At 45.4% G+C, this 20,340-nt stretch carries 11 protein-coding genes; 9 read left to right on the top strand and 2 right to left on the bottom strand.

Annotated elements, in window-relative coordinates:
- Positions 1-2 precede the first annotated feature (2 nt).
- Together LVD17_RS02515 and LVD17_RS02510 are read right to left on the bottom strand one after the other, a co-directional pair.
- Positions 3-2,237: a GH92 family glycosyl hydrolase gene (locus LVD17_RS02515; protein ID WP_233764558.1), complete on the bottom strand. Its 2,235-nt coding sequence runs from the start codon at positions 2,235-2,237 to the stop codon at positions 3-5.
- Positions 2,238-2,266: 29 nt separating this feature from the next.
- Positions 2,267-3,010, bottom strand: a complete 744-nt coding sequence (locus LVD17_RS02510) for a DeoR/GlpR family DNA-binding transcription regulator (protein ID WP_233764557.1) — start codon at positions 3,008-3,010, stop codon at positions 2,267-2,269.
- A gap of 342 nt (positions 3,011-3,352) precedes the next feature.
- Here LVD17_RS02510 and LVD17_RS02505 point away from each other — a divergent pair, with 342 nt between their 5' ends.
- The 9 genes from LVD17_RS02505 to LVD17_RS02465 all read left to right on the top strand — a co-directional run bounded on the left by LVD17_RS02505 (position 3,353) and on the right by LVD17_RS02465 (position 20,337).
- On the top strand, positions 3,353-6,445 hold the full coding sequence (locus LVD17_RS02505) for a SusC/RagA family TonB-linked outer membrane protein (protein ID WP_233764556.1): 3,093 nt from the start codon (positions 3,353-3,355) through the stop codon (positions 6,443-6,445).
- 17 nt (positions 6,446-6,462) lie between these two features.
- Positions 6,463-8,142: a SusD/RagB family nutrient-binding outer membrane lipoprotein gene (locus tag LVD17_RS02500; protein ID WP_233764555.1), complete on the top strand. Its 1,680-nt coding sequence runs from the start codon at positions 6,463-6,465 to the stop codon at positions 8,140-8,142.
- 145 nt (positions 8,143-8,287) lie between these two features.
- Entirely contained in the window at positions 8,288-9,733 is a 1,446-nt protein-coding gene (locus LVD17_RS02495; RefSeq protein ID WP_233764554.1) for a sugar MFS transporter, read from the top strand.
- Positions 9,730-10,731: an ROK family protein gene (locus LVD17_RS02490; RefSeq protein WP_233764553.1), complete on the top strand. Its 1,002-nt coding sequence runs from the start codon at positions 9,730-9,732 to the stop codon at positions 10,729-10,731. Before LVD17_RS02495 ends, LVD17_RS02490 begins: the two co-directional genes overlap by 4 nt.
- Complete coding sequence (locus tag LVD17_RS02485) at positions 10,725-13,067, top strand: GH92 family glycosyl hydrolase (protein ID WP_233764551.1); 2,343 nt, start codon at positions 10,725-10,727, stop codon at positions 13,065-13,067. Before LVD17_RS02490 ends, LVD17_RS02485 begins: the two co-directional genes overlap by 7 nt.
- The gene (gene nagB / locus LVD17_RS02480) at positions 13,048-14,982 is read left to right on the top strand and encodes a glucosamine-6-phosphate deaminase (protein WP_233764549.1); all 1,935 of its coding nucleotides are present in this window, start codon (positions 13,048-13,050) and stop codon (positions 14,980-14,982) included. Before LVD17_RS02485 ends, nagB begins: the two co-directional genes overlap by 20 nt.
- A 20-nt stretch (positions 14,983-15,002) precedes the next feature.
- Positions 15,003-15,974, top strand: coding sequence for an isoaspartyl peptidase/L-asparaginase family protein (locus tag LVD17_RS02475; protein ID WP_233764547.1), 972 nt, complete (start codon positions 15,003-15,005; stop codon positions 15,972-15,974).
- Between the two features lie 35 nt (positions 15,975-16,009).
- Complete coding sequence (locus LVD17_RS02470) at positions 16,010-18,550, top strand: beta-mannosidase (RefSeq protein WP_233764546.1); 2,541 nt, start codon at positions 16,010-16,012, stop codon at positions 18,548-18,550.
- Positions 18,547-20,337 carry a sodium:solute symporter family protein gene (locus LVD17_RS02465; RefSeq protein WP_233764545.1) on the top strand — a complete coding sequence of 597 codons (1,791 nt, stop codon included), beginning with the start codon at positions 18,547-18,549 and terminating at the stop codon, positions 20,335-20,337. The genes LVD17_RS02470 and LVD17_RS02465 overlap by 4 nt, the downstream gene beginning before the upstream one ends.
- The last annotated feature ends 3 nt before the right edge of the window (positions 20,338-20,340 follow it).

Below are 20,340 nucleotides of genomic sequence, written 5' to 3'. Positions count from 1 at the left end.
ATCTATTGATGGTTATCCTTGAGCTTAAAAGTGAGATTGGAGCCGTTTGTCAGTTCCTGATGGGAGATAAAATATTTATTGAATGGCTTTCCGTTTAAGGTCATCTGATCTATATAAAGAGCATCGGGACTGTTTTTTTCTGCCTTGATCATCAGGGTTTTGCCTTTGTAGTATTTGTCGTTCAGATGAATGGTGACCTGATCAAAGACAGGGCTGGTGAGGGCATAGGTCATATCACCGGGGCAGTGTGGGTAAATGCCCATCATACTAAAGACAAGCCAGGCCGAAAGTGTGCCTGTATCATCATTACCGGGTATTCCTTCCGGCGCATTGGTATAGTGCTTCTCAATTAACTCCCTTACCTTTTGTTGTGTGCGCCACTCTTCGCCTTTTACATAGTTGAAAAGAAAAGGGTAGGTAATGTCAGGTTCATTCGCCATGTCGTAGTTGTTTTCATCAAAACAGGTTTGAAGCATCCGGGAGAATGGTCTGTCGCCGCCTACCAGCCTGATCATGCCGGGGATATCATGCGGTACATAGAACCGGTATTGCCAGGCATTACCTTCTACAAAACCAATTACAGGTTCGAAATTCGCACCTGCTTTGGGATCAAAAGGTGTAAGCCAGGAGCCGTCTTTCATCCGCGGGCGCAACATGCCTGTAGATTTGTCAAAGTAATTGCGGTAACTCAATGCCCGCTTGCTGAAATACTTGTAATCCTTGTCTTTATTCAATGCTTTGGCCAGTTGTGCTATGTTCCAGTCGGCAATGTTATATTCGAGAGATGTGGATACCGTACCCCAAAGGCCGTCGTAGGTATTTTCCGGAATGTAGCCAAGCTCAATATATTTTTCCAGGCCCGGGCGAAGCTTATTACCATCTTTCTGTGGCATAGCAGATTTTTTAATTGCCTCATAGGCCAGATCAATGTCGAAATCCCTGATTCCTCTTAAATAAGTATCGGCAATTACAGGCGTTGCCGGGTCGCCCACCATAACTTCTGTTTCCATACCCAGCAATTCCCATTTGGGAAGCCAGCCACTCTCTTTGTACATGCCCAGCATACTTTTAACAAGACCTGATTGGAGCTCCGGATAGGCTAAGGATAGTAGGGGATGCAGGTTTCTGTAGGTATCCCACAGGGAGAAGACCGTATATCGATTGCCTTTGGTATTACCTGTGCCATGTGTTCCCATAAGTGGGTAATCTCCGTTTACATCCTGAATGATGTTAGGGTGGATCAGGGTATGGTACAATGCGGTATAGAAGATTGTTTTCTCTTTGTCCGTACCTCCCTGAACCTCTATTCTTTTTAACATTTCAAACCATGCCTTTTTCGCCTTATAGGCAACATGGTCAAGATCGAAGCCGGGCTGCTCTTTTTCCAGATTTTCACGCGCATTTTCAATACTGACATATGAAATGCCAATTTTCACATCAAGGGTCTCCCCTTTATGGGTATTATAGGAGAAAAAAGCGCCGACGTTATCCCCGGCCATTTCGTGGTGGTAGTTGTAGTAAGGTTTGTACTGTTCACTGTATTTCGTCCAGGCGGCTTCAGCTTTATATTCAGGCATTTTTTTCCAGACACCGTAATTAACGGCAGGCTTGCTGAAGTTTGCTACGAAATATACCGGCCTTACATCTTCCGCATTGTAGCAAAATGTGCCGATCAGCTTGTACCCCTCTACTTCCGTGTCAGAAACTATTCTAAGCATGGCCCCGGTTTCATTGGTGAGTCCCAGGCCAAGGTTTAATAATATATGTGCCTCTCCACCCGGGAAAGTATACCGGCTTATGCCAGTTCTCAGTGTGGCACTCACTTCACTTTTGATGTTGTATTTGGTTAAATGATTAGAGTAATAGCCCGGGTAGGCCCGCTCTTTGGTATAGGCAGTGCCGTATTTTTCCGGATTCAGTTCCAGAGCGCCTGTTATCGGCATCAGCAGGATGCTCCCCAACTCAGGGCAGCCCACGCCACTCAGGTTAACATGGGAGTAGCCTGTCAGGAAACTATTTTCATGTACATACGGTCTGGAATGCCACTCGCTGTCTTTTTCAAATACATTGCCCTCCCCTTTTTTATAAGCTACATTAAAAGGCGTGACAGATGCCATGCCTGCCGGTAATACTGCGCCGGGGTGCGTGGCTCCATAATTGGAAGTGCCGATAAAGGGATTGACATAATCAGTATTGTCCTGTGCTACTGCCTGAGCGGCGAATATTAAACTAACCATACATATGCTTAATCCTTTTACCATGAGTTCTATATTACTTTTATGCCTTTATTAATAAAAATCTGAAGTGCGTCATTAGGTTGGTTGATTTCGGTGATCAACGTTTGCACCTTGAGTATATCATCGATCTTGAACGGCTGGATTCGACTGATGGCTCCCGAAAGGCAGAGGGCTATCACTTTTCGAGAAGCATCAATGAACGCTTTTTTTGTTAATGCCAGTTCCCTGTCACCACCAGTAATGCCTATATCCGGGTGAATGCTGGGAGCTTCAATAAGACAAAGGTCAGCATGGATATCTTTGAGGTAGTTGATTACTTCCAGACCGGCGCTCACCAGTGATTTATGTATGATCTTTCCACCGAGGAAGATAACCTCCAGATTGCGGAATTCACAAAGCTTGGTAGCTATGGCCAGTGAGTTTGTAAATACTAGTGCATTAAGGTCCCGGGGCAGGAGATCAACCAGTATCAAGTTAACAGGATTGCCGTCAAGAATGATCACCTCATCATTTTTGATAAACTCTTTTGCTTTGGTGGCGATAATTAGTAGTTCTTCATTGCGGGTGGGGTTGATCTGGGCCGAAGTGATATGTGGGTTTGCCATAGCACCACCATGCACCTTTTTTACAAAACCGTTTTCGGCCAGTTCTTTAAGATCCCTGCGAATAGTGTCTTCCGAAACATTAAGTTTTTTGCTCAGCGTGTTAGAGTGTACCTTATTATACAGGCTGATAAGGTGTAGTATATAGTTGTGCCGTTCTTCTTTTAACATTTATCGATGATTGAGGTTAATCTGAATTTCAATCAAAAATACGAATTCCTAAATATAACGAATAAAAGCGCACAAACCTGCAATGTTTTGCGTGTTTTTGTTGTAATGTGTTGATGGTAAGAGCCTAAATATTTGCATTTACTCCTTTGGTGCGGGTTTTAAGCTTGAGTTTATGTGTGAATATTAAATGTTTGAACATTAATTATATAATTATATAATTTTATTTTAGTATTTAAACATATAAATGTGCATGAATATGCATGAATATGCATGTTTGTGTTGGAATTGTGTTTTTCTTTTTCTAGTATTAATGCATGTTATCAAAACTAAACCCCATATACTATGTTCAAAAAACTACTTTTTATAATGGTCATTGGGTTTTGCTTTATTATACAGGCAAAAGCCCAGGTGGTCGTTTCTGGTAAAGTCATTGATGCCAGTGAAAACGAACCTTTACCAGGAGTGACAGTTTTGGTCGAGGGTACATCCAATGGTACTATCACCGATTCTGATGGAAATTACAAAATTGAGGTAAAAGAGAACCAAAGCATTTTCTTCTCTTTTGTCGGTTATGAATCACAGACAATTCCTGTAAGCAATCAATCTGTTATTGATGTGGCACTGATGCCTGACATTACTCAACTGACAGAGGTTGTGATTACCGCATTAGGTGTGGAAAGAGAAAAGAAAGCTTTAGGTTACTCGCTGACTGAAGTTGACGGAGAAGAAGTTTCGACAGTTAAAGAAACCAACGTCATTAATTCATTGGCCGGTAAGGTTGCCGGTATCGTGGTTTCACCCAACACCTTTGGCCCCGGAAGCAGCACGCGGGTGATCATCAGGGGTAACAACTCCCTTACAGGTAACAACCAACCTCTTTATGTTGTAGATGGAGTTCCCATGGATAATGCAGGTTTTGGATCATCTAACCAGGATATTGCAGATGAATACTCAAGGGCTGATTATGGTAACGGTATCGCAGATATCAACCCCGATGATATAGCTTCTATTTCAGTGTTGAAAGGACCTAATGCTGCTGCCTTATACGGATCACGAGCCAGTAACGGTGTAATACTAATAACTACGAAAAAAGGGACCGATAGAAAAGGTCTCGGTGTTAGCTTTTCATCCAGTGTAATGTTTGACAAGCCTTTAGTATTGCCGGAGTTTCAGAATGAGTATGGACAGGGATCGCAGGGTAGTCATGACCTGACAAGTGGTAGCTCCTGGGGAGCTCCTCTGGATGGAAGCTCGAAGCCATACTTTACAGGGGAAAATCGTCCTTACGCTGCTCAGCCGGATAATGTTAAAGACTTTTTCAGGACAGGTTCCAACGTTATCAATACCCTGAGCTTAACCGGCGGTAACGAAAATGCAAGTGTGAGATTTTCTTATACCAATGCCCAGGCCAACTCTATTTTACCTAACTCAGACATCAGTAAGCATAATTTCAACCTGAGAAGCTTTGTGAAGCTGACCGATAAACTCTCTTTCGACAGTAAGATCACTTATGCCAATATTGAAGGGCACAACCGTGCCACATTAGGTACGGAAGGAGTTGTAGCTAACATCTACTCTGTTCCGAGAAATATAGATTTTAGCGACCTGAAGGATTTTCAACAGGATGGAAGCTTTGCGGTAAGGTCGTACAGGCTAACGCCCGAGGGAGACCTGGCAACCGATACACCAAATCCTTATTGGGTACTGAATAATGATCGTAATGATGATGTGAGGAACAGAACGTACGGATTTTTCAAAATGGACTATCAGTTTACCGATAATTTTTCAGCTTTTGCCAGAATAGGTGGAGACTTCACTGATCAGAATATTGAAACAGTAAATAGCTATGGTCACTGGTTTTACGGAACCGGCCGGTTCAGTTACGGAACCAGTAAGTCTAAAGAGATCAATGCGGACTTCCTGTTAAGCTACAATAAGAATTTTGGAGGAGACCTTGCGTTTTCTGCGAATTTTGGAGGTAATCACCGGTATGAAGAAGATGAGAGCTATGTAGTGAGAGGTGACGGGTTTAAGATACCGACACAAGCTACCTTACCAAGTGCCACTAATTTGTTTCCTGAGTATTCTTTCAGAACACCCAAAGAAGTTAACTCACTGTACGGCTCTGCCCAGATCGCCTACAGAGAAACATTATTTTTGGACGTAACCGCAAGAAACGACTGGTCTTCAGCGCTTCCGTCGGATAACCGCTCCTATTTCTATTCATCAGCCAGTTTATCGGTTTTGATCAACGAGTTTATTGACAGCAATCAAAATTTCCTAAACTTCACTAAAGTGCGTGCAAGCTGGGCCCAGGTAGGTAATGATACGGATGCATTCCAGCTTGCTAATACTTACACACTTGATACTCAGGGATATTTGGGTCGTACCTCTTTATTTAGAGAAGAGACGCTTTATGATCCTAATATCAAGCCAGAGCAGGTTTCAACCATTGAGTTTGGTTTGGAGTGGAAAATGCTAAACAACAGAATTTATGGAGACTTTACTTACTACGACATCAAATCAGAGGATCTGATTTGGGGAGTTAGGATTTCGGAAAACACCGGATACAAGTATTACAATACAAATGTGGGAGAAATGACCAATAAAGGTGTTGAATTGCTTATAGGAGGTACTCCAATCAAAACCCCTGATTTCACTTGGGATATTTCACTTAACATGGCTCATAACACCAATGAACTGGTTGAGCTGATTGAGGATGTAGATAATTATGCCTTCAGTACTACCAATGGTGGAGCTGTGGTGGTACAGGCAACAGCAGGAGGTGGTTTTGGAGATATTTATGGGACCGATTATGCTAGAGATCCTAATGGTAATATCATAGTTAATGCTGCCGGAATACCGGTTTCAGGTTCTGAAAGGGTCTACTTGGGTAATTATCAGCCAGACTGGGTAGGGGGTCTTTCTAATAGCTTTACTTATAAGAACCTGTCATTTAAGTTTTTAATTGATGCAAGAATAGGCGGAGAAGTATTTTCAGGAGCTGATGCTGCGTTGGATGCATCTGGTGCATCAGAAAGAACACTGCAATACCGAACTGATGGAGTTGTACTGGATGCTGTTGTAAATACAGGTACTGCCGAAGAGCCCGTTTATGAGCAGAATACGTCAAATATTACCGCACAACAGTATTTTGGAGCATTGCCTGCTTCAGAATATGTTTACGATCAGACCAACGTGCGTATGAGAGAGATGTCATTGGTTTACAGATTCCCTCATAGCATTATTGGTAATACATTTATCAAAGGTGCATCAGTAGGTCTTATCGGGAGAAATCTGTTCTTTCTGACTAAGAAGATTGACAACTTCGACCCTGAGTCAAGTTACAGTACCACCTCGTTTGGCCAGGGCGTGCTGTTCTACAATCTGCCTACTACCAGAAGCTATGGCTTCAGCGTAACAATTGATTTTTAATATAAAAGTAAATCGTAATGAAAGCTATATATAATAAAGCATTAACACTAGGGCTCATCGTGCTGGCATCATGTACGTCAGATTTTGATGATATGAACAAGAAGCCGGGTGCAGTAACTGCTGATCAGGCCAGTGGCCGATACTTTTTAACCAATCCTCAGTTTAAGCTTTTTGCACCAGATCGTTATCCATATTGGAGAGGGCCTCTTGTCCATGGCGATCGGTATGCAGGGCACTTCTGTTTTGGTTTCGACGGATCATGGTGGACGGATGAACTTGGGTACTCCTATGATGGGGCTTATACCGATGCGACCTGGGACTGGCAGGCAGGCTATCTCAGAGGTATTGATACATATCTGGATCTGACAGCAGCAGGTGGTGAATTTGAAAATGATAAAATGCATGCTGTCGGGCTTATTCTTAAGGGGTTGTACTACCAGAAGTTTACTGATATTTTCGGGGAAGTGCCTTATTCTGAGGCCGGAAATCCTGATGTGTTGAGCCCAAAATTCGACACCCAGAAAGATATCTATCAGGGTGTGATTGCTGAACTGAACCAAGCAATGGCTACCATTGGCGATGCTACGGCTACAGGGGAAGCCCTGGAAGATTTAGGTCCAAACGACTTGTACTACGGTGGTGATCTGCAAAAGTGGAAGAAGCTGGCTAATACTCTGAAATTAAGAATGGGACTCAGGGCCTATGGTGCTTCTGGTGCTGATTTTGCCAGTACCGCCATCACCGAGGCGCTTGCAAGTCCCCTGATCGAAACTCAGGAAGAAAGTGCTTTGTTGATCAAGGACCAGGTGATTTCACAATGGGGTAGTGCCGCCTATGGAGATGTATGGCACAACTTTGGTCTGGGTTCAAACTGGACTGTGAGCAAAACGCTTATCGATATGCTCAGGGACAATGCAGACCCCAGGTTGGAGAAGTATGCTACACCTGCCGAAGGAGGTACTTTAATCTTACCTAAACCGGCTGATGCTGCTGAGCAGAAAGCTTTGGATCTCATGCTGTCTAACCTGGACGATGCCGGAGTGGTTTACAGCACTGCCGACGTAGTAGTGGAAGGTGAAGACAAAGTGGAAATAACTATGCCTGAAAACACACACTATATCGGACAGCCTTCAAGGCTAAATCTTACCAGCTACTATTTCGCAAACTATAATTTCTTCTCAAAACCTGCTGAGATCATCACCAGGGCCAAAAATAGCGGTGAGATCTTCCCTGAGCTTATACTGACCGCAGCCGAAGCTTATTTCCTAAGGGCAGAGGCTGCACTGAAAGGGTTTGGTGGTGATGCCAACACACTTTATCAGGAAGGTATCAGACAGGCTATGCTCCTATGGGATGTGGAAGAAGAGGATATAACCACCTTTTTAGGAACTGCTCCAGCCACACTAGCCGGTACTAACGATGAGATGCTTGAGCAGGTCAGTATTCAAAGATGGATAGCAAGCTACACCGATGGCTTTGAGGCCTGGTCAGTGGTACGTAAGTCGGGTTATCCTACGGACGTAGCTGATGGTGTTGATGATCCGGATATCTATGGTTTCGGAGAGATCAATGGTGTTTACCCTCAAAGAATGCGATACGGAAGCAATGAAAAGAACACCAATGGCGCTAACCTGCAGGATGCATTGACAAGGCAAGGGCCTGATCAGCAGGATATTGAGCTTTGGTGGGCAAAATAAGGTTGATTCTGCATGGGCATTGGGTTGGCTTCTCAGAAGTAGCCCGATGTCCGTGTTGATGATTTTTTAACATTTAATGACAACAAATACCTACTTTTAGAAGAGAACAGCACTTTTCTGAATTTTCAAAACACTTCGACAAGGAATGGATAACGTATCGCAGAATGTCAGTGTAAAAACTGATATGGAGACAAAAAGCTATACCGGGCCTTTTGTTACAGTCACTTTTTTGTTTTTTATGTGGGGGTTCATTACCGTAATGAACGATATACTCATCAATACCTTCAAAGGTATATTCGACCTCACCGCCCCGCAACGTGCGCTGGTACAGTTCGCGTTCTTTGGGGCATTTTTTATTGTTTCACTCATTTATTTCATCATTTCCTCTTCAAAAGGCCGTGATCCGATCAACAGGATCGGTTATAAAAATGGTATGGCCATAAGCCTGCTGATCTGCGGAGTGGGATGTATTGCATTCTACCCTGCTGCCTTGCTTCATTCTTATACAGCCTTCCTCACCGCCCTTTTTGTGCTCGCTTCTGGTGTCACCTGTCTGCAAATATGTGCCAATCCGTATGCGACTATTCTGGGAAAACCTGAAAGCGCCTCAAGCAGGCTCAACCTGGCCCAGGGATTGAATTCCCTGGGAACTACCGTAGGGCCGATTGTAGGTACTATTTTAATTTATCAGGTATTTTCTTCCGGTGAGCTTACCGTCAATTCCGTGGCCAACACCTACCTGGTCTACGGGCTGGTGTTCATAGGCTTTAGTGTGCTCACCTTTATGAGTAAAATGCCCGCCTTTAAAAATGAAGATACCATAGAACCCGGACTGGGAGTATTGAAAAACAAGCACCTGGCTTTGGGAATAATTGCCATTGCGTTTTACGTAGGCTCAGAGGTGGCCGTGGGTAGCTGGATTGTCGAGTTTTTAAAAGAAGATCATATCGGAGCGCTGGGCGAAGCTGATGCCAGCTATTTCCTGTCCTACTTTTGGGGCGGACTTATGCTTGGCCGCCTGATTGCCAGCACCTCACTCAATGCAGAAATATCGCGTTATCAGAAACTGATCAGAATGCTGGTGACTGCTTTTGGAGTGTTCTTCCTTATTTACGTGGTTACGGGCATTAAATATGAAGGTGGAGGCTTTGTGTTTTTACCACTGGATTTCAGCTATATTTTACTTTACCTGGTATTAATAGCCATAAACTTCCTGGCTTTTACCATCACTTTTAACAATCCCGCAAAGGCATTGGTAGTATTCAGTTCTATTAATGCACTACTGCTACTCTTAGCTATAACCACCTCTGGAAAAATAGCCTTCTGGAGCATCATCGGTACAGGATTGTTTTTCTCCATAGGCTGGTCAAACATATTTTCACTGGCCATCAAAGGACTTGGAAAATTTACCAGCCAGGGCTCATCCTTGCTCATTATGGCTATTGTTGGAGGAGCCATTCTTCCGGGAGTACAAAGCTTTGTGATCCAGTCACATGGCGTACAGTTGTCATTCATCATACCATTGCTGGGTATGGTCTATTTAATTTTTTACGGAGCCAAAGGGCATCAGGTAACTAAAAAAGGATCATGAAAGAATTAGTAGCAGGAATAGATATAGGAGGTACCGGTACCAAGTTTGGCCTTACTGACCGGGAAGGCAATGTATTGAGTTCAGGCCAGATCAGCAGTACGAGCCAGGAAAGCTTTGAGGAGTACCTCGAAGAGCTGCATGCAGGCCTTGAAAGCTGTTTGGCAGAGCTGAATGCAAAGGACAATGGATATAAAATAGTTGGGATAGGAGTAGGAGCGCCCAACGGCAATTATTATAAAGGCACTATAGATGATGCGCCTAACTTGCGCTGGCGAGGTATTTTGACGTTTGTAGAAGCCTTTAAGCAATATTATGATGCTCCCATAATACTGACCAACGATGCCAATGCAGCAGCACTTGGAGAGATGCTCTTTGGAGGAGCAAAAGGGCTAAAAGATTTTGTCGTGATCACTTTGGGTACCGGCTTAGGCAGCGGGTTTGTGGTCAATGGTGAATTGCTATATGGCTATGATGGCTTTGCCGGAGAAGTAGGCCATACCATTGTAGATGTCAATGGCCGTGAATGCGGATGTGGAAGACAGGGATGCCTGGAAACCTACGTTTCTGCTCCTGGTTTGGTGCGTACGGTTCAGGAGCTGCTGGGGAGATCCGTGGCAAAGTCGGCCCTGAGAAAAGTGAGCTTTGAAGATATGACTTCAGCGCTGATAGCCCAAAAGGCACAGGTAGGTGATGCCATAGCTTTGCATGCCTTTGATTATACTGCAGAAATACTCGGACTGAAACTGGCCGACCTCGTGGCACACACCAGCCCGGAAACCATATTCCTTTTCGGCGGCCTTGCTAATGCCGGCGACATCCTCTTTGATCCTGTACGCCACTATACCGAAAAATTTATGTTAAACCTGTATAAAGACAGGGTGAAAATCCTTCCGTCAGCCATAAGTGAACAAAATGCTGCCATACTTGGAGCCGCCGCACTGATATGGCACGACTTGAAAAATATTGAATCCAAACATCAAAACCTTTCCGTATGCTAAACAGCAAATTGAAAATATTTAAAAGGAAAAGCAAATTATGGATATGGCTGTCCCTGGTCATACTTGTAGTAACCGCATGTAGCAAACCAGTAGAGCAGACGGCTAATGAAACAGTCGAAGAAATACGCTATACCCAATATGTAGACCCATTTATAGGTACCGCTGCACACGGCCATACTTACCCGGGAGCAACAGTACCCTTCGGAATGGTGCAGCTTAGCCCTGATAACGGCACCCATGGCTGGGACTGGGTTTCAGGATACAACTATGCGGACAGCGTCATCGTGGGTTTTAGCCACACACACCTCAGCGGCACAGGCATTGGAGACCTGGCAGATGTGCTTTTCATGCCTGTGCAGCGGGAAATTCAAATTAACAAAATTGTAGCCACCAGAAAAGATTACGATTACAAGTCAGCTTTTTCACACAGCAAGGAAAGCGCTGAGCCGGGCTATTATGGTGTGTACCTGGATGATAACCATGTAAAGGTTGAGCTCACTGCCACCGAAAGGGCAGGCTTTCACCAGTACACTTTTGATGGTTCAGGCAAGCCACAAATTGTCATTGATCTGGGCTTTGCGATCAACTGGGACAAACCCGTGGATACTTACCTGAAAATAGAGAATGATACCACACTGGTCGGATATCGAAAGTCAAAAGGATGGGCTGATAATCAGCAACTATATTTTTCGGTTAAATTCTCAGAACCGGTCACTTCGTATACCATTTATAAGGACGGAGACGCCACTGAAGGCCCGGAAGCGACTTCGCCCAGGCTACTGGCCGTGCTTGAATTTGGTGAGGGAAGTAAGGTAGTCAGAGCCAAAGTTGGGTTATCAAGTGCAGATGTAATAGGCGCAACCAAAAGCCTTTCCGAAATTGATCACTGGGACTTTCAGCGTACGAGAAAAGAAGCTTCGGATAAATGGGAGGCAGAGCTGAGCAAAATACAAGTGCAAAGTGAAGATAAAGATGCCCTCGAAACTTTTTATACAGCGCTTTATCACACTAGCCTGGCCCCGGTGCTCTATTCAGACCTCAAAGGAAAATACAAAGGTGCCGATGGTGAACTGCACCAGGTAGAAGACTATACCAAATACTCGATCTTTTCTCTGTGGGACACATTCAGGGCAGCTCACCCACTCTTCACCATCACCCAGCCGGAAAGGGTAAATGACTTTATCAATTCCATGCTGAGTCACTACGACGAGTATGGCCTGCTGCCCGTGTGGGAGCTGACCGGCAACGAGACCAATACCATGACAGGCTACCATGCCATTCCGGTGATTACTGATGCCTGGCTCAAAGGGTTTAGTGGCTTTAATAAAGCCAAAGCGTACGAAGCCATGAAAAAGAGTGCCATGCAAGACATTCGCGGGGTTAATTTTTACAAAGAGTATGGCTACATCCCGGCCAACTTTGAAAACGAATCCGTAACCAAAAACCTGGAGTATGCCTATGATGACTGGTGTATAGCGCAGATCGCCAAGCTGATGGACAAGCAGGAAGATTATGAATACTTCATGAAGAGATCGCAGAGTTACAGGCACCTGTATGATTCCACAACCAAATTCATGAGAGGAAAACTTGCGGATGGAACATGGAAAGAGCCCTTTGATCCCAAATACTCCTCGCACCGGGTAGATGCAGAATACACCGAAGGCAACGCCTGGCAGCATAGTTGGTTTGTACCCCACGATGTGGAAGGGCTGATCAGTTTGATGGGCGGTGAGCAGCCGTTTGTAAAAATGCTCGATTCGCTGTTTAGCGAAAGCTCAGAGATCCATGGAGAAAATATTTCTGCTGATATTTCCGGTCTTATCGGGCAGTACGCCCACGGTAACGAACCCAGCCACCACATTGCGTACCTCTACAACTTTGCAGGGCAACCCTGGAAAACACAGGAAACAGTACAAAAAATAACAGGAGAACTATACAGTAACGAACCTGCAGGCCTTTGCGGTAATGAAGACTGCGGCCAGATGTCGGCATGGTATGTTTTTTCATCACTGGGTTTTTACCCCGTCAACCCTGCCAACAGTATGTATGTTATAGGCACGCCGATGTTCGAAAAGGTAGCCATCAATCTGCCAGACGATAAGCAGTTTGAAATTATAGCAGAAGGTCTGGGAGGGAAAAACACCTACGTTCAAACCGTTGAACTCAACGGCCAGCCATTGGAAAGGTCATATATCAAACACGGTGAATTAATGGGTGGAGGTACCCTGAAATTTGTAATGGGTCCCGAAATTAACCGGAAATGGGCCGTAGAAAGTAAGAACTATCCTTATTCAGGACTTGAAAAAGATTTAAAGAATGACACAGAAAACCACTAATGCAAGTCAATTGTCAGGGGATAAAAATATGTTTGAAAAGATCCCCGTCAAGGTTTATGACGACCCTATCGATGCCTCTGCAGCCGTAGCGCAGGAGATAGCCGGGTTGATCAGGGAAAAAGATTCAAAGGGGGGTAAGTGCGTGCTGGGCCTGGCAACAGGCTCCACGCCTACCAAAGTTTATGCAGAGCTGGTCAGGCTGCACCGCGAAGAAGGCCTCAGTTTTAAAAACGTAGTCACCTTCAATCTGGATGAGTACTATCCGATAACCCCGGACTCGTTACAGAGCTATGTCAGGTTTATGAATGAGCACCTGTTTGACCATATCGATATTCCGGCTGCCAACATTCACATCCCTGACGGCACCCTGCCTGCTGAAGAGGTCGCAGCTTATTGTGTTGAATATGAAAATAAGATCGCTTCCTACGGAGGGCTCGACCTGCAAATATTAGGAATAGGACGAACAGGCCACATCGGGTTCAATGAGCCGGGCTCCACCATTACCAGCAAAACCCGGTTGATCACCCTTGACCACGTCACTAAAGTAGACGCTGCCAGTGACTTTTTCGGAGAAGAGAATGTTCCCCGAAAAGCCATCACTATGGGTGTAGGCACCATCATGGAAGCCAGTCGCATTATCCTCATGGCATGGGGGGAAGGCAAGGCTAGCATCATCAAACGGGCGGTAGAAGGAGAACCCAGCCATGAAGTGCCGGCCACATTTCTTCAAAACCACCCCAACGTACTGGCAGTACTGGATACAGCAGCGGGTGATGAGCTCGTAAGGATCGGTCAGCCATGGATGGTGAGCGACTGCACCTGGACGGCTGAGCTTCAAAGAAAAGCAGTGATCAACCTGTGTGCTAAAGTGGATAAACCCATTCTGAAGCTCACGGACCGTGACTACAATGACAATGGCCTCAGCGACCTTGTTGCCAACTTTGGGCCGGCCTATGACATTAACATCAGGATATTTAACGAACTGCAACACACCATCACCGGTTGGCCCGGAGGCAAGCCACATGTAGATGACAGCCACCGCCCTGAGCGTGCCGAACCTGCCAAAAAGCGGGTACTGATCTTCAGCCCGCACCCGGATGACGATGTCATTTCCATGGGAGGTACCCTGATCCGTCTGCACGATCAGGGGCACGAAGTGCATGTTGCTTACCAGACTTCGGGCAACATTGCCGTATTTGATGATGACGTGATCAGATTTGCCGATTTTGTTAGCGACTACCACCAATCTTTTGGGTTTGTGAAAGAAAATGCTGACCGCATGTTTGAGCAGGTGGTTACCCAGATCAGAGACAAGGGGCCGGGAGAGACTGACAGCAAAGAGGTACAAAATATCAAAGGACTGATCAGAAGAGGGGAGGCAAAAGCTGCCTGCCGCTATATCGGTCTGCCCGAGGAGCATATCCACTTTCTCGATATGCCTTTCTACGAAACCGGTCTGGTGAAAAAGAAGCCGCTGGGCGAAGAAGATGTAAACATCATTGTTGACCTGATCACAAAAATAAAACCACACCAGATCTATGCTGCGGGCGACCTTTCAGACCCGCACGGTACACACCGGGTATGCCTGGATGCCATTTTCAGGGCACTTAACATCCTTAAAAAAGAGTCGTGGATGAAAGACTGCTGGGTGTGGCTGTACCGGGGCGCCTGGCAGGAGTGGGACATCCACCAGATAGAGATGGCCGTGCCTTTAAGTCCCGGAGAGCTGTTGAAGAAAAGAAGGGCCATTTTTAAGCACCAGTCCCAGAAAGACAGGCCACTGTTCCCAGGTGCCGACAGCCGTGAATTCTGGCAGCGTGCCGAGCAGCGGAACAGGGAAACCGCCCACGAATACGACAGGCTCGGCTTGCCGGAGTATGAAGCCATAGAGGCATTTAAAAGATATTTTTATTAGAAGCCACAAAAACCACACACATGAAGAGAAGAGACATCCTTAAAATAGCATCCCTTAGCCTGCCGGCATGGGGCATTTCCCAGAGCCTTTTCGGGAAGGTGCTTCCTGCTTCGCGAATATCTGCCAAAGGCCCTGTTGTAATATCCACCTGGAATCACGGCCTGATGGCCAATGATGAGGCCTGGAAGGTGCTGGAAAAGAAAGGCAACGCCCTGGACGCGGCGGAAAAAGGTGTGATGATCGTAGAAAATGATCCTGAAAATCAAACGGTAGGCATTGGAGGCTTCCCGGACAGAGATGGCATCGTTACCCTTGACGCCTGTGTCATGAGTAAAGACGGATGTGGTGCTGTGGCCTTTTTACAGGATATCAAAAACCCGGTGGCCGTAGCGCGTAAAGTGATGGAAGAAACGCCGCACGTTATGATCGTAGGAGAAGGCGCCAAACAATTTGCCCTCGCCCAAGGATTTAAGCCGGAAAATTTATTGACGGAGAAAACAGCCAAAGACTATAAAGAATGGCTCAAAACCTCGGAATACAAACCTGTGATCAACATCGAAAACCATGATACCATCGGCTTGCTGGCCATGGACCATAATGGTGATATTTCGGGAGCCTGCACTACCAGCGGTGCAGCCTGGAAAATGCACGGCAGGGTGGGCGACTCACCGATCATAGGTGCAGGGCTTTTTGTAGACAACGAAATCGGCGGGGCATGCGCGACAGGCCTTGGCGAAACCGTGATCAGGTCAGCCGGAAGTGCTATGGTAGTTGAACTGATGCGCCACGGCTATGGGCCGGCGGAGGCTTGCAAGGAAGTGGTGAAGCGTATTGTGAAAAACGAAAAGGATATCGCCAACATACAGGTCGGCTTTTTGGCACTACGCAAAGACGGTACCTATGGAGCGTACAGCATTCACAAAGGCTTTACCTACGCAGTCAAAACCCCCGAATTATCAAAATTATTAGACTCACCTGCTGTAAACAGTTAAAAACGTGAGCATACACCTACTAAACAAATAACGAAGTGGCTTTAAAAGTAACGGATAAAAAGAGCGCAAGGGCAAACTTTCGTAATGTTTTAAGTATCAATGAAGGTTGGCAATTCAGAAAAGCCGGTACCACACAATGGTATGATACCACCGTGCCATCTACCAATTTCACCGACCTTCTGAAACATGGCCTGATAGATGATCCCTTTTACAGGGACAACGAAACCAAATTACAATGGATAGAAAATGAAGATTGGGAATATCAGCTCAACTTTGAGGTCAAACCCGAAGATCTGGAATATGATGTTGTTAACCTTGTGTTTGATGGACTGGATACCTACGCAGACGTTTATGTGAATGGCACCCTGATATTCAAATCAGATAACATGTTTGTCAAATGGCAGCATGATTGTAAACAATTATTAAAAGTAGGCTCTAACGAATTAAAACTCTATTTTCATTCCCCAATCAAAGTAACCCGGCCACTCTATGAAAAAGCAGGTTTTACTTACCCTGCCGGGAATGATAAATCTGATGACAAACTCAGTGTTTATTCCCGTAAGGCACCCTATCACTTCGGTTGGGACTGGGGACCGCGATTTGTAACTTCAGGCATTTGGCGCCCCGTGTATCTTGAAGCCTGGAATGATCTGGAGATAGCTGACCTTTATGTTGAGCAAAATGCACTGACAGAGAAAAGGGCAGTGATTACAGCCCATGTAGAGATTAATGCAGTTGAATCTCAAAGCATTGATTTGCAGCTATCAGCTACATCTCCGGAAGGTACAGGCGTTGATGTGAAGAAGGAGCATGTATCGTTGCAGAAGGGTAAAAACAACATTTCGCTCACCGCTACCATCAGTGACCCCAGGCGATGGTGGCCCAATGGCATGGGCGAGCCCAATATTTACAAGATAAAAGTGAAGGTGCAAAAGGATGGTCAGACTGCCGCCGAAAAGCATTTGAAAGTCGGACTGAGAACGATAGAAGTTATAAACAAACCGGATGGTGACGGCGAAAGTTTCTTTGTTAAAGTCAACGATACCCCTGTTTTCATCAAAGGAGCCAATTACATTCCCTCGGATAGCTTTTTGGATAGGGTCACCTCAGAGAAATACAGGGAAGTTTTCGATAATGCCGTGAATGCCAACATGAACATGCTTCGCGTGTGGGGAGGAGGCTTCTATGAAAACGATGAGTTCTATGATCTGGCTGATGAACGTGGCATCATGATCTGGCAGGACTTCATGTTTGCCTGTAGCATGTATCCCGGAGACGACGCTTTTCTCAAAAATGTCGAAAAAGAGGCCGTTTATAACGTAAAGCGATTGAGAAATCACCCCTCGATAGCTTTGTGGTGCGGCAATAATGAAATAGCCATCGGCTGGGTCTCCTGGGGCTGGCAAAAGGAATTTGGCTATGACAATGTCACCCAGATACTCCTGAAAAAGTACTACAATAACCTGTTCCATAAGCTGCTGCCCAATGTTGTCAAAGCGCTGGACCCTGAAAAATTTTACCTGCCATCTTCACCGATCAGTGACTGGAAAAAACTGGATGATCTGAAAATCGGCAATAACCATTATTGGGGCGTGTGGCACGGAGAGCTACCATTCAGCTCTTACAACACCTATGTCCCCAGGTTCATGAGCGAATATGGTTTTCAGTCATTCCCGGATATCGATTCGGTAAAAAAATATACAGAGCAGGAAGACTGGGATTTGATGAGCCCTGTAATGTTGCTACACCAAAAGCACCCCAGAGGCAATGCCCTGATCAAAAAATATATGGAGGAGCACTACAGCCAGCCCAAAAACTTCGAGGCCTTTTTATACCTGAGCCAGTTGCTACAGGCAGAAGGCATCAAAACCGCCATCCATGCCCATCGAAGGAACAAGCCATTCTGTATGGGCACACTTTACTGGCAGCTAAATGACTGCTGGCCGGTGGCCTCATGGTCAAGCGTGGATTATTATGGCCGATGGAAAGCGCTCCAGTTTTTTGTTAAAACCGCCTATCAGGAAATCATAGCCTCTACCATTCAAGAGGATGATCATATTGAGGTCTTTGTCATTTCCGATTCACTTGTGCCTCAAAAAGTTGTTCTCGAAGTAGATGTACTCGACTTCTCAGGAAAGAAAGTTTACGAAGGCAGACACAACCTGAACATTGCCGAGAATAGTAGCAAAGCTGTGTGCAAGACCACGGTTAAGCAGCTAATAGATGGTAAGGATAAGGCCAGCCACATGCTAACCGCGAGAATCGTGAGGGATGGTGAAGTTATTTATGAAGACAATCACTACTTTGTCGAACCTAAAGCCATCAAGTGGAAAAGGCCTGAAATAGAGACAAAATTCAGACAAGAGGCAGGAATGACTGTAATAGAGCTTTCGGCAAATGTGTTGGCCAGGAATGTATGTTTAAAAGCATCCGGGTTTGAAAATAACTTTTCAGATAACTATTTTGACCTGGTTCCCGGCAGAAAGAAAACAGTAACAATAAATACAGACGACCACTTCGGGCTGGAAAAAGACCTGACCGTATATTCACTTTATGATGCCTGTATCGAAATATGAAGCTTGAACTGATAGACGTAGTAATCATTGTTGGCTACCTGGTTTTGACCATTGCCCTTGGGTTTTACTTTTCTAAAAAAGCTTCCAAAGACCTGCAAGCCTACTTTTTGGGAGGTAAAACCATTCCCTGGTGGATATTGGGCGTCTCAAATGCTTCCGGTATGTTTGACATCACCGGCACCATGTGGCTGGTGTCTATGTGCTTCGTCTATGGGCTTAAAAGTGCATGGTTGCCATGGATCTGGCCAACGTTCAATCAGGTATTTCTGATGGTTTATTTATCCGTCTGGTTGCGCAGGTCCAATGTAATGACCGGTGCCGAATGGCTGGAAAAACGCTTTGGCAATGGCCGTGGAGCAGAGCTTTCGCAGTTGGTGGTAGTTATTTTTGCATTGATCAGTGTGGTTGGCTTTATCGCCTACACCTTTAAAGGAATTGGTAAGTTTTCCCAAACCTTCCTGCCCTGGGATCTGGAACCCGATACTTATGCACTTATTCTGATTGGTTTTACCTCGCTCTATGTCATCAAAGGCGGAATGTATAGTGTGGTCATCACCGAGCTTATCCAGTTTGTGATCATGACCATTGCCTCCGTGGCCGTAGGGATTATCGCCATGAACCTCGTGAGTCCCGAAATGCTGGCAGAGCACATCCCGGAAGGCTGGAAAAATGTATTCTTCGGGTCGCACCTTGAACTGGACTGGACGGGCATCATCAATTCTGTCAACACCAAAATTAGTGAAGACGGTTTTACATGGTTCTCATTCTTTGTGATGATGATGCTCTTCAAAGGCGTGCTTGTAAGTATGGCAGGCCCCGTGCCTAACTACGATATGCAGAGGATCCTGGCAACCAAAACTGCAAAAGATGCTGCCAAAATGAGCGGCCTGGTATCGCTGGTGATGTATTTTCCGCGCTACATGCTCGTTACAGGCCTTACCATTCTGGCTATAGTATTTCTTGGTCCAAAGATCAGTACGGAATCAGGCTTTGATTTTGAAATGATCCTGCCTTATTCTATCAATAATTTCATTCCTGTCGGTTTTACAGGGCTGCTGCTAGCCGGATTAATTGCTGCATTTATGTCAACTTATGCCGCTACTGTCAATGCAGCCCCTGTATATTTTGTTAATGACATCTACAAAAAATACATCAAACCGGACGGCAGCAGAAAGCTGTATGTGCGGGCCAGCTACATTGCCTCCTTCGTGATCATTGTGCTGGGTATTTCTTTTGGTTTCATTATCGAATCCATCAATTCCGTAACTCAGTGGATATTCGGTGCCCTGTTCGGTGGCTACACCGCAGCCAACCTGTTGAAGTGGTACTGGTGGAGGTTCAACGGCTTTGGTTATTTCTGGGGCATGATGGCCGGTCTGGCAGCTTCACTGATATTGCCTTTCCTGTTTCCTGAGGTTCAGCCGCTTTACGCCTTCCCGTTTATTCTCCTGGTCTCCTTGGTTGGGTCAATAGGAGGCTCTCTGCTCACCAGGCCGGATAATGAAGAAACCCTCATCGACTTCTACAAAAGCGTAAGGCCCTGGGGCTGGTGGGGACCGGTTAAAAAAATGACCATGGAAAGATATCCTGACTTTCAGCCGAATAAGAATGCAGGCAGGGATGCTTTTAATATCGTGATTGGAATGATCTGGCAGTTTACCCTTGTCGTTATGCCGATCTACCTGGTTATAAGAGAATTGTGGCCGATGCTGATCGCATTTTTGATTTTCGCTGTAGCATCCGTGATCCTAAAGAAAAACTGGCTCGACAAGCTGGAAAATGATTAATGA

Source organism: Fulvivirga ulvae (assembly GCF_021389975.1).
Lineage (GTDB): Bacteria > Bacteroidota > Bacteroidia > Cytophagales > Cyclobacteriaceae > Fulvivirga > Fulvivirga ulvae.
This window is presented reverse-complemented; position numbering and strand designations above follow the sequence as displayed.

Bases quoted from the DNA above. Each gene is read 5' to 3' on its own strand.
- LVD17_RS02510 (WP_233764557.1), bottom strand. From the start codon at position 3,010: ATGTTAAAAGAAGAACGGCACAACTATATACTACACCTTATCAGCCTG.
- LVD17_RS02485 (WP_233764551.1), top strand. From the start codon at position 10,725: ATGCTAAACAGCAAATTGAAAATATTTAAAAGGAAAAGCAAATTATGG.
- LVD17_RS02490 (WP_233764553.1), top strand. From the start codon at position 9,730: ATGAAAGAATTAGTAGCAGGAATAGATATAGGAGGTACCGGTACCAAG.
- LVD17_RS02465 (WP_233764545.1), top strand. From the start codon at position 18,547: ATGAAGCTTGAACTGATAGACGTAGTAATCATTGTTGGCTACCTGGTT.
- LVD17_RS02515 (WP_233764558.1), bottom strand. From the start codon at position 2,237: ATGGTTAGTTTAATATTCGCCGCTCAGGCAGTAGCACAGGACAATACT.
- LVD17_RS02505 (WP_233764556.1), top strand. From the start codon at position 3,353: ATGTTCAAAAAACTACTTTTTATAATGGTCATTGGGTTTTGCTTTATT.
- LVD17_RS02500 (WP_233764555.1), top strand. From the start codon at position 6,463: ATGAAAGCTATATATAATAAAGCATTAACACTAGGGCTCATCGTGCTG.
- nagB (WP_233764549.1), top strand. From the start codon at position 13,048: ATGACACAGAAAACCACTAATGCAAGTCAATTGTCAGGGGATAAAAAT.
- LVD17_RS02495 (WP_233764554.1), top strand. From the start codon at position 8,288: ATGGATAACGTATCGCAGAATGTCAGTGTAAAAACTGATATGGAGACA.
- LVD17_RS02475 (WP_233764547.1), top strand. From the start codon at position 15,003: ATGAAGAGAAGAGACATCCTTAAAATAGCATCCCTTAGCCTGCCGGCA.